Origin of the sequence: Actinacidiphila yanglinensis, assembly GCF_900107965.1 — a bacterium.
Lineage (GTDB): Bacteria > Actinomycetota > Actinomycetes > Streptomycetales > Streptomycetaceae > Actinacidiphila > Actinacidiphila yanglinensis.
Genome location: NZ_FNVU01000013.1, coordinates 85,808 through 101,476 on the forward strand (window position 1 = coordinate 85,808; position 15,669 = coordinate 101,476).

General features: G+C 72.4%; 17 protein-coding genes. 12 read left to right on the forward strand and 5 right to left on the reverse strand.

What is annotated here, in order from left to right; all coding sequences use genetic code 11:
- Positions 1-34: 34 nt before the first annotated feature.
- A complete protein-coding gene (locus tag C4U44_RS26735) occupies positions 35-904 on the forward strand; it encodes an aldo/keto reductase (protein ID WP_103888587.1) in 870 nt (289 codons plus the stop codon).
- A 99-nt stretch (positions 905-1,003) separates the two neighbouring features.
- Here the strand turns inward: C4U44_RS26735 and C4U44_RS26740 are convergent, their stop codons facing one another.
- Positions 1,004-1,468, reverse strand: a complete 465-nt coding sequence (locus C4U44_RS26740; protein WP_200823414.1) for an ATP-binding protein — start codon at positions 1,466-1,468, stop codon at positions 1,004-1,006.
- Positions 1,469-1,721: 253 nt separating this feature from the next.
- On the opposite strand from C4U44_RS26740, the gene C4U44_RS26745 reads away from it, so the two are divergent.
- Entirely contained in the window at positions 1,722-1,988 is a 267-nt protein-coding gene (locus C4U44_RS26745; RefSeq protein WP_103888588.1) for a GlsB/YeaQ/YmgE family stress response membrane protein, read from the forward strand.
- A 95-nt stretch (positions 1,989-2,083) separates the two neighbouring features.
- On the opposite strand, the gene C4U44_RS26750 is transcribed toward C4U44_RS26745, so the two are convergent.
- The gene (locus tag C4U44_RS26750; RefSeq protein WP_160145104.1) at positions 2,084-2,482 is read right to left on the reverse strand and encodes an ATP-binding protein; all 399 of its coding nucleotides are present in this window, start codon (positions 2,480-2,482) and stop codon (positions 2,084-2,086) included.
- 150 nt (positions 2,483-2,632) lie between these two features.
- Between C4U44_RS26750 and C4U44_RS26755 the strand changes: the two genes are divergently transcribed.
- Entirely contained in the window at positions 2,633-3,016 is a 384-nt protein-coding gene (locus tag C4U44_RS26755; RefSeq protein WP_103888589.1) for a YkvA family protein, read from the forward strand.
- A gap of 10 nt (positions 3,017-3,026) precedes the next feature.
- Complete coding sequence (gene glgX, locus C4U44_RS26760) at positions 3,027-5,177, forward strand: glycogen debranching protein GlgX (protein ID WP_103888590.1); 2,151 nt, start codon at positions 3,027-3,029, stop codon at positions 5,175-5,177.
- 111 nt (positions 5,178-5,288) lie between these two features.
- On the opposite strand, the gene C4U44_RS26765 is transcribed toward glgX, so the two are convergent.
- Positions 5,289-5,489 carry a hypothetical protein gene (locus tag C4U44_RS26765; protein WP_103888591.1) on the reverse strand — a complete coding sequence of 67 codons (201 nt, stop codon included), beginning with the start codon at positions 5,487-5,489 and terminating at the stop codon, positions 5,289-5,291.
- 381 nt (positions 5,490-5,870) lie between these two features.
- Here C4U44_RS26765 and C4U44_RS26770 point away from each other — a divergent pair, with 381 nt between their 5' ends.
- The 6 genes from C4U44_RS26770 (at position 5,871) to C4U44_RS26795 (ending at position 12,278) form a co-directional block, all read left to right on the forward strand.
- Complete coding sequence (locus tag C4U44_RS26770; RefSeq protein WP_103888592.1) at positions 5,871-6,632, forward strand: DeoR/GlpR family DNA-binding transcription regulator; 762 nt, start codon at positions 5,871-5,873, stop codon at positions 6,630-6,632.
- Positions 6,633-6,815: 183 nt separating this feature from the next.
- On the forward strand, positions 6,816-8,204 hold the full coding sequence (locus tag C4U44_RS26775; RefSeq protein WP_103888593.1) for an ABC transporter substrate-binding protein: 1,389 nt from the start codon (positions 6,816-6,818) through the stop codon (positions 8,202-8,204).
- 90 nt (positions 8,205-8,294) lie between these two features.
- Entirely contained in the window at positions 8,295-9,269 is a 975-nt protein-coding gene (locus tag C4U44_RS26780; RefSeq protein WP_103888594.1) for a carbohydrate ABC transporter permease, read from the forward strand.
- The gene (locus C4U44_RS26785; RefSeq protein ID WP_103888595.1) at positions 9,269-10,153 is read left to right on the forward strand and encodes a carbohydrate ABC transporter permease; all 885 of its coding nucleotides are present in this window, start codon (positions 9,269-9,271) and stop codon (positions 10,151-10,153) included. Before C4U44_RS26780 ends, C4U44_RS26785 begins: the two co-directional genes overlap by 1 nt.
- Positions 10,150-11,139, forward strand: coding sequence for a zinc-dependent alcohol dehydrogenase family protein (locus C4U44_RS26790; protein ID WP_103888596.1), 990 nt, complete (start codon positions 10,150-10,152; stop codon positions 11,137-11,139). Before C4U44_RS26785 ends, C4U44_RS26790 begins: the two co-directional genes overlap by 4 nt.
- Before the next feature lie 110 nt (positions 11,140-11,249).
- Complete coding sequence (locus C4U44_RS26795; RefSeq protein ID WP_103888597.1) at positions 11,250-12,278, forward strand: carbohydrate kinase family protein; 1,029 nt, start codon at positions 11,250-11,252, stop codon at positions 12,276-12,278.
- A 76-nt stretch (positions 12,279-12,354) separates the two neighbouring features.
- On the opposite strand, the gene C4U44_RS26800 is transcribed toward C4U44_RS26795, so the two are convergent.
- Positions 12,355-12,621 (reverse strand): Smr/MutS family protein, encoded by a 267-nt coding sequence (locus C4U44_RS26800; RefSeq protein WP_103888598.1) that lies wholly within the window; start codon positions 12,619-12,621, stop codon positions 12,355-12,357.
- A gap of 136 nt (positions 12,622-12,757) precedes the next feature.
- Between C4U44_RS26800 and C4U44_RS26805 the strand changes: the two genes are divergently transcribed.
- Positions 12,758-13,117, forward strand: coding sequence for a DUF6204 family protein (locus tag C4U44_RS26805; RefSeq protein ID WP_103888599.1), 360 nt, complete (start codon positions 12,758-12,760; stop codon positions 13,115-13,117).
- Positions 13,118-13,253: 136 nt separating this feature from the next.
- Here the strand turns inward: C4U44_RS26805 and C4U44_RS26810 are convergent, their stop codons facing one another.
- Entirely contained in the window at positions 13,254-13,448 is a 195-nt protein-coding gene (locus C4U44_RS26810) for a DUF6381 family protein (protein ID WP_103888600.1), read from the reverse strand.
- 270 nt (positions 13,449-13,718) lie between these two features.
- Here C4U44_RS26810 and C4U44_RS26815 point away from each other — a divergent pair, with 270 nt between their 5' ends.
- On the forward strand, positions 13,719-15,536 hold the full coding sequence (locus C4U44_RS26815) for an SGNH/GDSL hydrolase family protein (protein WP_235032370.1): 1,818 nt from the start codon (positions 13,719-13,721) through the stop codon (positions 15,534-15,536).
- Positions 15,537-15,669 lie beyond the last annotated feature (133 nt).

Genomic DNA, 15,669 nt, shown 5'->3' on the forward strand with positions numbered 1-15,669 from the left:
GCGTGGCGGGGTGCCCGTGGAAGGAGTGTGCGTCGTGAGCACGCAGACCCAGCCCGCCAAGGCGTCCGGCCGGTTCTCGCTGTCGGAGCAGCTGCCGGTCACCCGTCTGGGATTCGGGACGATGCAGTTGACCGGCCCCGGAGTGTGGGGCGACCCGAAGGATCCCGACGAGGCGGTGCGGGTGCTGCGCCGGGCGGTGGAGCTGGGTGTCGACTTCCTGGACACCGCCGACTCGTACGGTCCGGTGGTGGCCGAGCCGCTGATCAAGAAGGCGCTGCACCCGTATCCCGAGGACCTGGTGATCGCCACGAAGGCGGGGTTCACCCGGTCCGGTCCGGGCGACTGGGAGCCGGTCGGGCGGCCGGAATACCTGCGGCAGCAGGCCGAGATGAGCCTGCGGCACCTGGGCCTGGAGCGCATCCCGCTCTTCCAGCTCCACCGGATCGACCCCAAGGTGCCGCTGGAGGACCAGGTCGGCGAGCTGAAGCTGCTCCAGGACGAGGGCAAGATCGCGCACATCGGGCTCTCCGAGGTCGACGTCGACCGGCTGGAGGCGGCCCGGGCGGTCGCGGAGATCGCGTCCGTGCAGAACCTGTACAACCTGGCCAACCGCTCCGCGGAGAAGCTGCTGGACCACGCGGAGGGGCAGGGCATCGCCTTCATCCCGTGGTTCCCGCTGGCCACCGGTGAGCTGGCCAAGCCCGGCGGGCCGCTGACCGCCCTCGCCGAGCGGCACGGCGCGAGCCCCTCCCAGCTCGCGCTGGCCTGGCTGCTGCGCCGCTCCCCCGTGATGCTGCCGATCCCGGGCACCTCCTCGGTGGCGCACCTGGAGGACAACGTGGCGGCAGCGGGAGTGGAGCTGACCGACGAGGAGTTCGCCGAGCTGTCGGACGCCGTGGCCTGATCACGGACACGTTCACCGCGGGGCGGGGACCGGACACCACAGGTCCCCGCCCCACCGCGTGTGGCGGGGTCCCGCTCGGGCGGGCACCCCGCGGGCCGGCTACACGTCGAACGGGCCGAGCGGGCCGAGGGCGAGGCGGGCGGTGATCCGTTTGCCGACCGGCTCGCGGCGGACCTCGAAGCCGTCGCAGAGCGCGAAGACGATCTCCAGGCCGTGCTGGCCGATCCGGAACGGCTCCGCGGCGCGGGCCAGCGGCAGGTTCGCGTCGGTGTCCCAGGTGGTGATCTCCAGCACCGGCCCGCGGATCTCCAGGTTGAGCACGCAGGGCCCGGGGGCGTACTTCACGGCGTTGGTGACGAGTTCGCTCACCACGAGCTGGGCGTCGGCGTGCGCGCGGGGCGGGACCGGCAGGCCGTGCACGTCGCGGGCGCGGTCGAGGAAGGCCGCGGTCATGGCACGGGCCACCGCGATGGAACCGGTGTCACCGTCGTAGGCCGCGCCCGCCCACAGGTCGGGCGGCCTCGCCACGGACCGGTCCCGCTCGATCGCCCTGCCGTCGTTCATCCCCTCGCCCCTTGCCCGTGCTCCGCACGTTCCCCGTCGCTCCCTTTGACGTGACGCGAGCCGTATACCCCGTCCCGCGCGGATCAATACGCCCGGCAAGCCCCTGTTTCGCATAGGCCACGGGCACGCACCGGGCGGCGGCGCGGGTGCGAGGGCGGCCGTGTGCGGGGGCGGGGCGGGGGCAGGCGACCGCTGAGGGTGCACCGCCACCAGGGAGGGTGCACCCCGCCGACAGCAACGTGTGGAGGTAGTCGTGGAGATCTCGGGGGTCATCAGCGCCGTCATCATCGGCCTGATCATCGGTGTGCTGGGGCGTCTGGTCGTGCCGGGCCGCCAGCACATCGGAGTGCTGTGGACGATCCTGATCGGCATCGTGGCCGCGTTCATCGGCGCCGCGATCGCCGGCTGGCTGAACGTGCAGCACACGAACGGCGTGGACTGGATCGAGTGGCTGATCCAGATCGGCCTCGCGGCAATCGGTATCGCCGCACTGGACCGGCGCCCGTACGGCCACCGGTAGCCGCCGGTGCGCGCACAGGATGCGCCGCCCCGCCCGAAGCGGAGCGGCGCATCGCCGTGTGTGCCCGCCGTCCACCACGCGAGTCACCGCATCGGTCAGCGCGCGAGGAAGGCCACCACGGTCTTGCCGCCGTCGCCGCGCGGCCTGACCGCCAGGCCGTCCGCGATCTTGTACACCATCGACCAGCCGAAGCCGCCGCCGCGCCCGGTCCAGTCCGGCTGCCGCAGCCGGGGCGGCGCGGGGCTGGCGTCGTCGACGGCGACGTGCAGGCTCCCCGGAGTGCTGCTGAAGCGTACTTCGAGTGCCCCACCCGCGTGTCGGATCGCGTTCGTGACGAGTTCGGAGACCATGAGCAGCAGGTTCTCGGCGACACGGACCCCCACCTGGGGGGACAGGCCGTCGAGGAACGCTCTCGCCGCGCTTCTGGCCTCGGCGGCCGCACCCGGCCGGCACACCAGATCCGTACACGTCTCGCGGGATCGTGCGTCCTCCACGGCGTTCACCCCATGACCACTCGTCCCACCGCCCCGCGTGAGCGGCTGCACGGGCTCTCCTACCCGGGACACCGCAGGATGCGCAAAGAGGGCACGGCGGAAATGCACAGGAACGGCGAAAAGATCTGCACACGCCCAGGAAGGACGGACATGGCCCGACCCGTTCGCACCCCGGACCGTACGCCCGACCGCACGCGCGACCGCACGCCGCAAGGCGGCCCGGAGCGCTCCGGATGGGGGCTGTACATCGAGCGCCGCCGCCCGGGCGCGCCCCGCCTGCCGAGCCGGCTGGCCGCGGTGCCGCGGATGGTGCTGGCGGTGCTGCGCCGCCGCTACCCGGGACTGACCCGCGGCCGGCTGACCGCGGTCACGATGTTCCCCGTGCTCTACCTGCTCTCGCCGTTCGACCTGGTCCCGGACGTGATCCCGGTGCTGGGCCGGACGGATGACATGGCGGTCGTTCTGTGGTTCCTCGCGGGCCTCGTCCGCGAGTCGGGCCGCTATGTCGAGTGGGAGGGGCAGAACCGCAAGTAGGGTCTCGGAAATGCAGAAATGGAGTGGCCACCCCTTCCCCCTCGGCGCCGCCTTCGATGGCACCGGCACCAACTTCGCGCTCTTCTCCGAGGTCGCCGAGAAGGTCGAGCTGTGCCTGCTCGACGACTCGCGCAAGGAGACGCGGGTGACCCTGACCGAGGTCGACGGCGTCATCCGGCACGCCTACCTGCCGGGCGTGATGCCCGGCCAGCGGTACGGCTTCCGGGTGCACGGCCCCTACGACCCGGCGCGCGGGCACCGATGCAACCCCGCCAAGCTGCTGCTCGACCCGTACGCCAAGGCGGTCGAGGGGCAGGCCGACGGGCACCCCTCGCTGCTCGCGTACCGCGACGGCGACCCCGACACGCCCGACACCGCCGACAGCCTGCCGCACGCGATGCTCTCGGTCGTCGCCGACCCGTACTTCGACTGGGGCGACGACCGGCTGCCGAAGCGGCCGTACCACGAGTCGGTGATGTACGAGGCACACGTCAAGGGCCTGACGATGACGCACCCGGGGCTGCCGGAGGAGATCCGGGGCACCTACGCGGGCCTGGCGCATCCGGCGGTCATCGAGCACCTGACCCGGCTGGGCGTCACCGCGGTGGAACTGATGCCGGTGCACCAGTTCGTCCAGGACGGGCATCTGCTGGGCCGCGGGCTGACCAACTACTGGGGCTACAACACCATCGGCTTCTTCGCCCCGCACAACGGCTACTCCTCGGCGGGCGGCCGCGGCGGGCAGGTCGCCGAGTTCAAGACGATGGTCAAGTCGCTGCACGCGGCCGGGATCGAGGTGATCCTCGACGTGGTCTACAACCACACCGCCGAGGGCAACCACCTGGGCCCCACGCTCTCCTTCCGCGGGATCGACAACGCCTCGTACTACCGGCTGGTGGACGACGACCCGGCGTCGTACTTCGACACCACCGGCACCGGCAACAGCCTGCTGATGCGCAGCCCGCACGTGCTCCAGCTCATCATGGACTCGCTGCGCTACTGGGTGACCGAGATGCACGTCGACGGCTTCCGCTTCGACCTGGCGGCCACGCTGGCCCGGCAGTTCCACGAGGTGGACCGGCTCTCCGCGTTCTTCGACCTGGTCCAGCAGGACCCGGTGGTCTCCCGGGTGAAGCTGATCGCCGAACCCTGGGACGTCGGCGACGGCGGCTACCAGGTGGGCAACTTCCCGCCGCTGTGGAGCGAGTGGAACGGCCGCTACCGGGACACCGTCCGCGACTTCTGGCGGGCGCGGGACGGGGTGCTGCCGGAGTTCGCCTCCCGGCTGACCGGCTCCTCCGACCTGTACGCGGGCGAGCACCGCAGGCCGCGCGCCGGGGTGGACTTCGTGACGGCGCACGACGGGTTCACGCTGCGCGACCTGGTGTCCTACAACGACAAGCGCAACGACGCCAACGGCGAGGCCAACCGGGACGGCGAGAGCAGCAACAGGTCCTGGAACTGCGGCGCCGAGGGGCCGACCAGGGACCGCGCCGTGCTGGCGCTCCGGGCCCGCCAGCAGCGCAACCTGCTGACCACGCTGCTGGTCTCGCAGGGCGTACCCATGCTCAGCCACGGCGACGAGATGGGCCGCACCCAGCAGGGCAACAACAACGCCTACTGCCAGGACAACGAACTGTCCTGGGTCGACTGGGAGTTGGACGCCGAGCGGCGCGACCTGCTGGAGTTCACCCGGCGGCTGATCGCGCTGCGCCGCGGGCACCCGGTCTTCCGCCGCCGGCGGTTCTTCCGCGGCGGCACCGGCCCGGACGGCGGTCCCGGCGACCTGACGTGGCTGCGCCCGGACGGCCGGGAGATGGCGCACGGAGACTGGGGTCGGCGCGACGCGCACGCGATCGCGGTGCACCTCAACGGCGGCGCGATCTCGGAGCCGGACGCGCACGGGCAGGCGATCACCGACGACTCCTTCCTCCTGCTGTTCAACTCGCACTGGGAGCACGTGGCGTTCCGGCTGCCGCCGGGCGAGTTCGGGCACGTCTGGAGCGTGGTCGTGGACACCGCCGAGCGCAGTGCGCCCGACGCCGAGGGCGCCGCGCATACCGCGGACGCCGACGCGGTGCGGTTCTCGGCCGGTGACACCGTCAAGGTGGAGGCGCGCGCCGCGGTGGTGCTGATCCGGGAGCCGGACCGGACCGCCTGACCGCTCGGTCCGCCCGCGGGCGCCGGACCCGGGTCCGGCGCCCGCGGAGCGCTCCCGCGCCCGCACAAGGGCCCGGCGCCTCGGCCCGGCGCGGGTCCGATCGCGGGCGGGTCAGATCGCGCCGACCGCCAGCAGTACCCCGCAGGCGGTCAGGGCGGTGCCGGCCACCATGTTCAGCGTGGTGGTGACGCGGTGCGGGCCGGGGCCCGCCGTGCCCCGGCCGTGCGTGTACTGGCCGTGGGCCACCCGCCGGCCGAAGACCACGAAGAAGGCGCCCCACAGGGCGAGCAGCACGCCGAATCCGGTCCGCATCCGCTCCTCCGATCACCCGTCGGCCGTTTCACCGGGTCGCCTTGCCGCCCCCGCCCCCTTCAAACGGCCGCCCGCGCGGGCCCCGTCACGTGCCGCGGAGCCCGCCGCCGGGGTGCCGGGGAGGGGCTCCGGAAGATGTATCCGCCCGGTACCGGGCAGCGCCCGAACCGGGCGGCGACAGGGGGGCCTCGGCGGCCATTCGGTTCGCCGGTGACCGGCGAACCACCGGGACCTGCACCGGACCCCCGCGCTACCGGGCGAAACCGGTCCGTTTGTTGTCCGTTGTGGGCCCTGGACGGGCAAAGTCCCGGCGGTATAACTCTTCTACGGGCGATACCGGGCAGGCCGTGCCCGGATCGGAGCGAGGAGCGAGGTGGGGTCGTGCGAGCCGAGGAACGCCAGCACCGCATCCTGACCCTGGCCCGTCACCACGGCCAGGTCGAGGTCACCGCGGTGGCCTCCGACCTCGCGGTCGCACCGGAGACGATCCGGCGCGACCTGGGGGTGCTGGAGCGCCGCGGGTTGGTGCGCCGCACCTACGGCGGCGCGTACCCGGTCGAGGGCGCGGGGTTCGAGACCGGGCTCGCCGAGCGGGTCAACCTCCATGTCGCCGACAAGCGCAGGATCGCCGCCGAGGCGGTCAAGCTGCTCGGCGAGGCGGAGACGGTCTTCGTCGACGAGGGCTACACGCCCCAACTCCTCGCGTCGCTGCTCCCCCGCGACCGGCCGCTGACGGTGGTCACCGCGTCGCTGTCCACCGCCGCGGCGGTCGCCGAGTCCGCGGACACCACGGTGCTGCTGCTCGGCGGGCGGGTGCGGGCCCGGACGCTGGCGACCGTCGGCTCCTGGGCCTGCGCCATGCTGGCCGGCTTCGTCATCGACCTGGCGTTCGTCGGCTCCAACGGCATCTCCCGTGAACTGGGCCTGACCACACCCGATCCGGTCGTCGCCGACGTGAAGGCGAAGGCGCTGGAGGTCTCGCGCCGCCGGGTGTTCGTGGGCCACCACAGCAAGTTCGGCGCGAGCAGCTTCTGCCGCTTCGCCGAGGTCGCCGACTTCGAGGCGATCGTCACCGACACCGGCCTGTCCAGCACCGAGGCGCACCGCTACACCCTGCTCGGCCCGCGCGTGTTCCGGGCCTGACCCGCGGCGGGGCGAGCCCCCGCCCCCAACCCACCCCCACTCCCCCACTCCCGGCTCCCCCCACCCCGCCGCATCGACGGCCACAGCCCCCGTTCCGCCCGTTGCCACTCCCGCTCGGCGCGCCACCCCCGGCCCGCCGGAGGGTCCTTCACACCCCGAAACCAGTCATGAAAGGGACGTATCATGACATCGTCTACCGGTTCGACGGGCGCCGCCCGCAGGCTGCGCCGCCGTACTCTGCCCCCGCTGGCGCTGGCGGTGTCGGGCATGCTGCTCGCCGCGGCCTGCTCGGGGGCGGGCGGGGCCGGCGGCGGCTCCGGCAAGCACTCCATCAACGTCCTGATGGTCAACAACCCGCAGATGGTCGACCTGCAGAAGCTGACGGCCGCCAACTTCACCAAGTCCACCGGGATCAAGGTGAACTTCACCGTGCTGCCCGAGGACGACGTCCGCGACAAGATCACCCAGGACTTCTCCAGCCAGGCCGGGCAGTACGACGTCGCCACCATCAGCAACTACGAGGCGCCGATCTTCGCCAAGAACAACTGGCTGTCCCCGCTGACCTCGCAGGCGAAGGCCGACACCGCCTTCGACCAGTCCGACATCCTGCCCGCGATGCAGCAGTCCCTCACCTACCAGGGGCAGTTGTACGCCGAGCCGTTCTACGGCGAGTCGTCGTTCCTGATGTACCGCAAGGACGTCTTCGCCGCGAAGGGCCTGACGATGCCGGCCCACCCGACCTGGACCCAGGTCGCCGACCTCGCCGCGAAGGCCGACGGCGCGCAGAAGGACATGAAGGGCATCTGCCTGCGCGGGCAGCCCGGTTGGGGCGAGATGATCGCGCCGCTGACCACCGTGGTGAACACCATGGGCGGCACCTGGTTCGACAAGGACTGGACCGCGCAGGTCGACAGCCCCGCCTTCACCAAGGCGACGCAGTTCTACGTGAACCTCGTGCGTCGGCACGGCGAGGCCGGCGCGGCGCAGTCGGGCTTCACCGAGTGCCTCAACGACCTGGAGCAGAGCAAGGTCGCCATGTGGTACGACGCCACCTCCGCGGCCGGCTCCCTGGAGGGCTCCGGCTCCCCCGTCGCGGGGAAGATCGGCTACGTGCCGGCGCCGGTGGACCAGACGAGTAACTCGGGTTGGCTGTACACCTGGGCCTGGGGTGTGCAGAAGGCCAGCTCGCACCAGTCCGACGCGTGGAAGTTCATCTCCTGGGCGTCGGGCAAGGGGTACGAGAACCTCGTCGGCAAGCAGTTGGGCTGGTCCCGGGTACCCGCGGGAAAGCGCGCCTCGACGTACACCAACCCCGCCTACGTGAAGGCCTCCAGCGCCTTCGCCACGCCCACCCTGACCGCGCTGAAGTCGGTCGACCCGTCGAACCCGGGCGTGCAGCCGCGGCCCGCGCCGGGCATCCAGTTCGTCGGGATCCCGGAGTTCACCGACCTGGGCACCCAGGTCTCCCAGCAGCTGTCCTCGGCCATCGCCGGCCGCACCAGCGTCGACAGCGCCCTGAAGGCCAGCCAGAAACTCGCCGAGAAGGTCGCCAAGAACTACGCCGGCAAGTGACGCGCCCTCATCCGAAGGATCCGCCCGACCATCCGAAGGACCCGCCCTGCCCGCCTCGGTGAGACGGGTCCGACGTGAAGCGGAGAGACCGTGAGTACCCCCTCAATCACCCGCTGGGCCCACCACCCCCGGATCGCGCGGCAACCCGCTGAGATACCCTCCCCCTCCCGGCGGGGACCGCGTGGTGCGTGGGCCCGGCGGGCCCCCCTGCTGCCCGCCCTGATCTTCATGATCGTCGTCACCCAACTGCCGTTCGTCGGCACCCTGGTGATCTCCTTCATGCGCTGGAACGCCCTCAACCCCAGCGCCAAGGGCTTCACCGGCCTGGACAACTACAAGGAGGAGTTCACCGATCCGCAGCTGCGCTCGGCCCTGTCCACCACGGTCGTCCTGACCGTCACGGTGGTCCTGGTCAGCCTCGCGCTGGGACTGGGCCTCGCGCTGCTGATGGACCGCAAGTTCGCCGGCCGCGGCGCCGTACGCACCCTGCTGATCACTCCGTTCCTGGTGGTTCCGGTGGCCTCCGCACTGCTGTGGAAGCACGCCCTCTACAACGCCACCTACGGCCTGATCAACGGCTCGCTCACCTGGATCTGGAGCCTGTTCGGATCGGACTCCGCACCGCAGCCGGACTGGCTGTCGACCTCGCCGAAACTCGCCGTCGAGGCGTCACTGATCTGGCAGTGGACCCCGTTCATGATGCTGATCCTGCTGGCCGGACTGCAGAGCCGCCCCACCGACGTGGTCGAGGCCGCCCGGGTGGACGGCGCCGGCACCTGGGACATCTTCCGCTACCTGACCTTCCCCCACCTGCGCCGCTACCTCGAACTGGCCGCGCTGCTCGGCACGGTCTACGTCGTGCAGAACTTCGACGCCGTCTTCACCCTCACCTCCGGCGGCCTGGGCACCGCGAACCTCCCCTACGCCGTCTACACCACCTTCTACCAGGCACACGACTACGGGCAGGCGTCCGCCGAGGGCGTGATCGTGGTGATCCTGTCGATCATCGTGGCCACCTTCGCCCTGCGCTCGGTCTCGTCCCTGCTGCGAGAGGAGACCCTGTAATGGCAACCGCCACCGCCACGTCGCCTGCCGCGTCCGGGACGTCGTCCCCGACGACCGCGCGCGCACGCCGCAACGGCCGGGCCCTGGGGATCCTGGCCTGGCTGTGCGGGATCGTGTTCTTCCTGCCCTTCGGATGGATGCTGCTGACGTCCTTCCACAGCGAGCAGGACGCCGGCACCAACCCGCCCAAGCTCGACGCCGCGCTGACCCTGCACGGCTACCGCGAGTTCTTCGGCTCCGGCACCGGCGTCAGCCCCTGGCCACCGCTGATCAACTCCCTGACCGCGTCCATCGCCTCGACCGTCCTGGTCCTGGTGCTGGCCACCCCGGCCGCCTACGCGCTGTCGGTCAAACCGGTCCGCAAGTGGACCGACGCGATGTTCTTCTTCCTGTCCACCAAGATGCTGCCCGTCGTCGCCGGGCTGCTGCCGGTCTACCTCATCGCGAAGAACACCGGCATGCTCGACAACATCTGGCTGCTGGTCATCCTCTACACCTCGATGAACCTGCCGATCGCCGTGTGGATGATGCGGTCCTTCCTCGCCGACGTCCCCGTCGCCGTCCTGGAGGCCGCCTCCATCGACGGCGCCGGACTGCCCACCGTCCTGGTCCGCATCGTCGCACCCATCGTCGCCCCCGGCATCGCCGCGACCGCGCTGATCTCCTTCATCTTCAGCTGGAACGAGCTGCTCTTCGCCCGGGTCCTGACCGGCGTCACCGCCAGCACCGCACCCGTCTTCCTCACCAGCTTCGTCACCAGCCAGGGCCTGTTCCTGGCGAAGGTGTGCGCCGCCGCCGTCTGCATCTCCCTGCCCGTGCTGGCCGCCGGGTTCGCCGCTCAGGACAAGCTCGTCCAGGGCCTCTCCCTAGGAGCCGTCAAGTGAAAGCAGCCGTCATCAGCTCGCCCGGCACCGTCGGCGTGGAGACCGTCGACGACCCGGCACCGGGACCCTCCGACGTCGTCGTCCAGGTCGACGCGTGCGGGCTGTGCGGAACCGACCTGCACATCCTCCAGGGCGAGTTCGCACCGACGCTGCCGATTGTGCCCGGCCACGAGTTCGCCGGACAGGTGGTCGCCCTCGGCTCCGACGTCCGCGGCCTGGCCACCGGCGACCGGGTCGCGGTCGACCCCTCCCTGTACTGCCACGAGTGCCACTACTGCCGCATCGGCCGCAACAACCTGTGCGAGCGCTGGAACGCCATCGGCGTCACCAGGCCCGGCGGCGCCGCCGAGTACGCCCTCGCCCCCGCCGCCAACTGCGTCAGACTCCCCGACCACGTCGCCACCCGCGACGCCGCCCTGATCGAACCGCTGTCCTGCGCCGTGCGCGGCTACGACATCCTGCGCGCCCAACTCGCCACCCACATCCTCATCTACGGCTCCGGCACCATGGGCCTGATGATGATGGAACTCGCCAAACGCACCGGCGCGGCCACCATCGACATGGTCGACATCAACACCGAACGCCTCACCACCGCCCGCCAGTTGGGCTGCACCGCCACCGCCACCAGCGCCGACGAGCTGGACCGGCCGCGCGGCTGGGACGTGGTCATCGACGCCACCGGCAACGCCGCCGCCATCCAGGACGCCCTGGGCCGGGTCGGCAAGGGCGGCACCTTCCTCCAGTTCGGCGTCGCCGACTACGCCGCCCGCGCCACCATCGAGCCCTACCGCATCTACAACCAGGAGATCACCATCACCGGCTCCATGGCGGTGCTCCACAGCTACGAACGCGCCGCCGAACTCTTCGCCGCCGGTGTCCTCGACCCGGACGTCTTCATCAGCGACCGCCTCCCCCTCGTGGACTACGCGGCAGCCCTCCAACGCTTCCAGGCAGGCAAGGGCCGTAAAATCCAGGTCCTGCCCTGAGAGCCGGGCCACCGTCCCGGCCGCCCCGCTCAGCATCCGGATCCCGCACCCGGTCCCCGGACCCGCGAAGCCCGACCGACGTACCCGGCCTCGCCGGAAGAGGAAGGCCCATGACCGTACCCCTGCCCGGGTCACCGCCCGTACCCCCGCCACCGCCGCTGCCGCCTCCCCCGGTGCCGGCCCTGGTGATCGGCGAGGCACTCACGGACGTCCTCACCGGCCCGGGCGGCGAGCGCAGCGAGCACCCCGGCGGCAGCCCGGCGAACGTCGCGCTCGGCCTGGGACGGCTCGGCCACCCGGTCCGGCTCGCCACCCGGATCGGGCGCGACCGCACCGGGCGGGTGCTGCGGGAGTGGTTCGACGACGGCGGGATCGAGCTGCTCCCCGGGTCCGTCGGCGACGCCCCGACCTCGACGGCCACCGCCCGGCTGGGCGCGGACGGCACGGTCGGCTACGACTTCGACCTGGTCTGGGACCTGGCGCCGGCGACGATCGCGGCGCTGCACTCCGGCCCGCCGGTCCACCTGCACATCGGTTCCATCGCCGCGGCGCTGCCGCCGGGCGCCGACCAGGTGCTGGCCGCCGCGGAGCAGTCCGCGGCCGGGGCCACCGTCTCCTACGACCCGAACATCCGCCCGGCCCTGCTGGGCGCCCCCGAGCGCGAGCGCGCCCGGGTGGAGCACCTGGTCGAGGTGAGCGACCTGGTGAAGGCGAGCGACGAGGACCTGCACTGGCTGTACCCGGGTGAGGACCCGGACACCACCGCCGCCCGATGGGCGCGGCGCGGGCCGGCCCTGGTGGTGGTCACCCGCGGTTCCCGCGGCGCTCGCGCCTGGTGGCGCCACGGGCATCTCGACGTCCCGGCGGCGCCGATCCGTGTCGTGGACACCGTCGGCGCGGGCGACTCCTTCATGTCCGCGCTCGTCAGCGGCCTGCTCCGGCGGGAACTGCTCAGCGGCGGCGACCCGTCCGCGACGGCCGCGACCCGCGCACGCCTGCGCGCGGCCACCGACGGTAGGGCCTCGCACCCGGACGTCGCCTGGGCGCTGCGGTACGCCGTGCGGGCCGCGGGCATCACCTGCTCGCGCGCCGGGGCCGCCCCACCGACCTACGAGGAACTGGCGCGGCCGCGGGACTGACCGGGCCGTGAGCCGTGTCCGACCTGCCGTGCCCGGCTTACGGCGTCGCCGCGGGTCGGGCGCGGCAGGTCGGGCGCTATTCCCCGGACGCGGCCCGGCCGAAGTGAACGACGATCCGGCCCTGGTTGGACGGGTCGGTCTCGAAGCTGCGGTACAGCCGCTTCAGATGGGGTTGCCGCAGCGTCGCCAGCACCCGGGAGCGGAGCTTCCCCGAGCCCTTGCCCGCGATGATCTCCACCGTGTCCGCCTTCGTGGCCGCGGCCCTGAAGATGATCTCGCGTACCGCTCGGTCGATGTCGCGGTCGCTCCGGAACAGCGGATGCAGGTCGAGGGTGAGCGTCATCGGTGCCTGTGCCTTCCTGCCGGGGCTCCCGCCCGTCCGGCGGCGGCACCGCTCGGTACGGCCCGGCCCACCCGCACCGTACTCCTGATGGGAAACCCCGTGGCGTCCCGGGGAGGGGTGCGGTTACGTTCGCGCGATGACCACTCGTACGTTCCGCATCACGGTCCGCGGTGCCTTCGACGGGCTCGACGCCGAGCAGCGCGCCGAGCTGCTGGCCCACGCCGCCGAGCACGATGTCCTGCACGCCGCCTTCACCCCCGAGGGGCACCTGAGCTACGACCTGGCCGCGCGGGCCGCGTTCACCTTCCGCTTCCAGGAGTCCGGCGAGGCCGAGGAGGACATCGTGCCCGCGACCGCCCGTGCGGAGGCCGCGGCACGTATCTGGCTCACCGACCGCGGCTACGGCTTCACCCCGCTCCGCACCCAGGCCGAGGATCTCTCCTTGGCCCCACTCGGCAAGCGCCGGCGCCGCGAGGCGGCGAAGCGGCCGGCCTGAGCCCCGACGGCCACGCGCCGACCCGCACCCATCAGGGGCGCGGGGAGCTGCGCGAGCAACCCACCACCGACAGGTGATCCCTCGACCCGCGGAACCCGCCACCCCGGCGGGTCCGGGCGAGCCCCGACCGCCGCCGCTACCGCGCCGGGTAGATATCCCCCGCGGCCATCATGCTCTCCTGCTCACTGTCGAACTCCAGCTGCCGCACCTCCCGTTGGAGTTTCCTGCGCTCCTCCGGGTCCTGGCTGCGCTCGGCGTCCGCCTCCAGCGCGGATGCCTTCTCGCGCAGTTCCCGGACGTGCCGCTCGTTCGACGGACCGTTCTCGTTCATCTCGCGCCTCGCTTCGCGCACCGCGTGCCGATGCCTCCAGCCAAACAGGCCGGACGCCCGGACGCCACCGGGCGCACCCGGCACCGCCGGGCACGGACGCCGAACCCACCGGATCCCGGCGACGTTTCAACGCGGCCGAGCCACGCCGGGACCCGCCTTCTCTTGACGGGCTGTGCATCCCGCCCTACGGTGTGCCGCGCGTGATTGAAACGTTCCACCCCGCATCGACAGGCACCGCACCTCCACCGGACCACCCGTCAGGAGCGCGTGATGAAACGGATCATGTCGGCGACCGCCCTCGCGGTCGCGGCGCTGGTCGCCGTACTGGCACCACCGGCGGCCGCCACCACCGCGGCCGGAGCACCACCCGGCGGCCACGGCGCCGGCCACCGCACCTACCCGAGCCTCTCCGGCGCCTTCGACAACGCCGGCATCAGCGCCGCGGCCGACCCCTCCTCCGCCGACCTCGACGGGCTGGGCAACAGCCTCGTCGCGGAGGACCTGGCGGCGGCCGGCTGGAGCCCGGGCACCGCCGTGACCGTCGGCGACACCCGGCTCACGCTGCCCGCCGCCGCCCCCGGGCAACCGGACAACGTTGTCGCCGACGGCCAGCGCATCGTCCTGCACGGCACCGGATCGGCGCTGACGTTCCTGCTCACCGGCACCGCCGCGGACGCCGCCGGGACCGGCACGATCAGCTACGCCGACGGCAGCAGCCAGAGCTACCGGCTGAGCGCGCCCGACTGGTACAGCGGGCCGAGCGACGCCCTGGCGGTGCGGACCGCGCGCCGCAACACCCCTTCGGGCCCGACCGCGCTGGACGTGAAGCTCTACACGGCGTCCGTGCCGCTCGACGCCCGCAAGCGGCCGACCGCCGTGACGCTGCCGACGATCGCCGCGAGCGACGGCTCGGCCGCCCCCGAGATGCACGTGTTCGCGCTCGGCCTGCGCCCGGTGCCGGCCGGGTGGACCGCGACGTGGTCGGCGGCCGTCGACGACAGCCTGGCGCCGTACGTGTGGACCGACCGCACGCTGCGCATGGTGGAGCACACCAGCGTGGGCGGCAACCGGGTGCGGATCAGGCTCGACAACGCCTTCGGCCCGGGCCCGCTGACGGTGGGCCACGCGACCATCGCGGTGCGCGCGTCGGGGGCGGTGCCGGTGGCGACCCCGGTCACGCTCACCTTCGGCGGCAAGCAGCAGGTGACGATGCCGGCCGGCGGCCAGGCGTACAGCGACCCGCTGCCCTTCTCCGTGCCCGCCGACAGCGACCTGCTGGTGAGCCTCTACCTGCCGGGCACCGTGCAGTTCGCCCCGATGCACAGCCTGGGCCAGCAGGACATGTACTCCACCAACGACGGCGGCACCGACGACGCGGCCGACGGCGCGGACTTCCCCGTCAACAACCTCTTCGGGTTCTGGACGGTGCTGTCGGGCATCGAGGTCACCGGACCCTCGCACAGCACCGTCGTGGCCCTCGGCGACTCCATCACCGACGGCTACGCCTCGACGGTGAACGGCAACCAGCGCTGGCCCAACTATCTCGCGCAGCGGCTGCTCGCCAAGGACGGCCCGAAGGCGCCGGCCGTCGCCGACGAGGGGATCAGCGGCAACAAGGTGCTCACCGACGCGTTCACCGGCCTGCCGAACACCGGCACCGCGGGCATCAAGGCGACCGCGCGGCTCGATCGCGACGTGCTGAGCCAGGCGGGCGTGCGCACGGTGATCGTCCTGGAGGGCATCAACGACGTGGACAACAACGCGCCGGCCGCCGACGTGATCGCCGGGCTCCAGCAGATCGCCGCGACGCTGCACTCGTACGGCCTGCGGGTCGTGGCCGGCACGCTCACGCCGACCGAGGGCTGCGGCTGCACCACCCCGCCGCGGGCCGACGCGCGGCACCGGATCAACGACTTCATCCGCGACAACGGCGGGACCTTCGACGCGGTGGTCGACTTCGACGCCGCCATCCGCAACCCCGCCGACCCGGACGCCATGCTCCCGCAGTACGACTCCGGCGACCACCTCCACCCCAACGGCGCCGGCTACCAGGCCATGGCCGACGCCATCGACCTGAGCACGCTCTAGCCCCGCCCCGCCCCGCCCGAGCCCGGCCCGGCCGCGACGCCCGGTCCTCCCGCCCGCCTTCCGCCCTGCGGCGGGCGGGAGGACCGCACCGCGCGGCCGGGCGGTTTTTGACCTGTACATGTCCATTCGATGC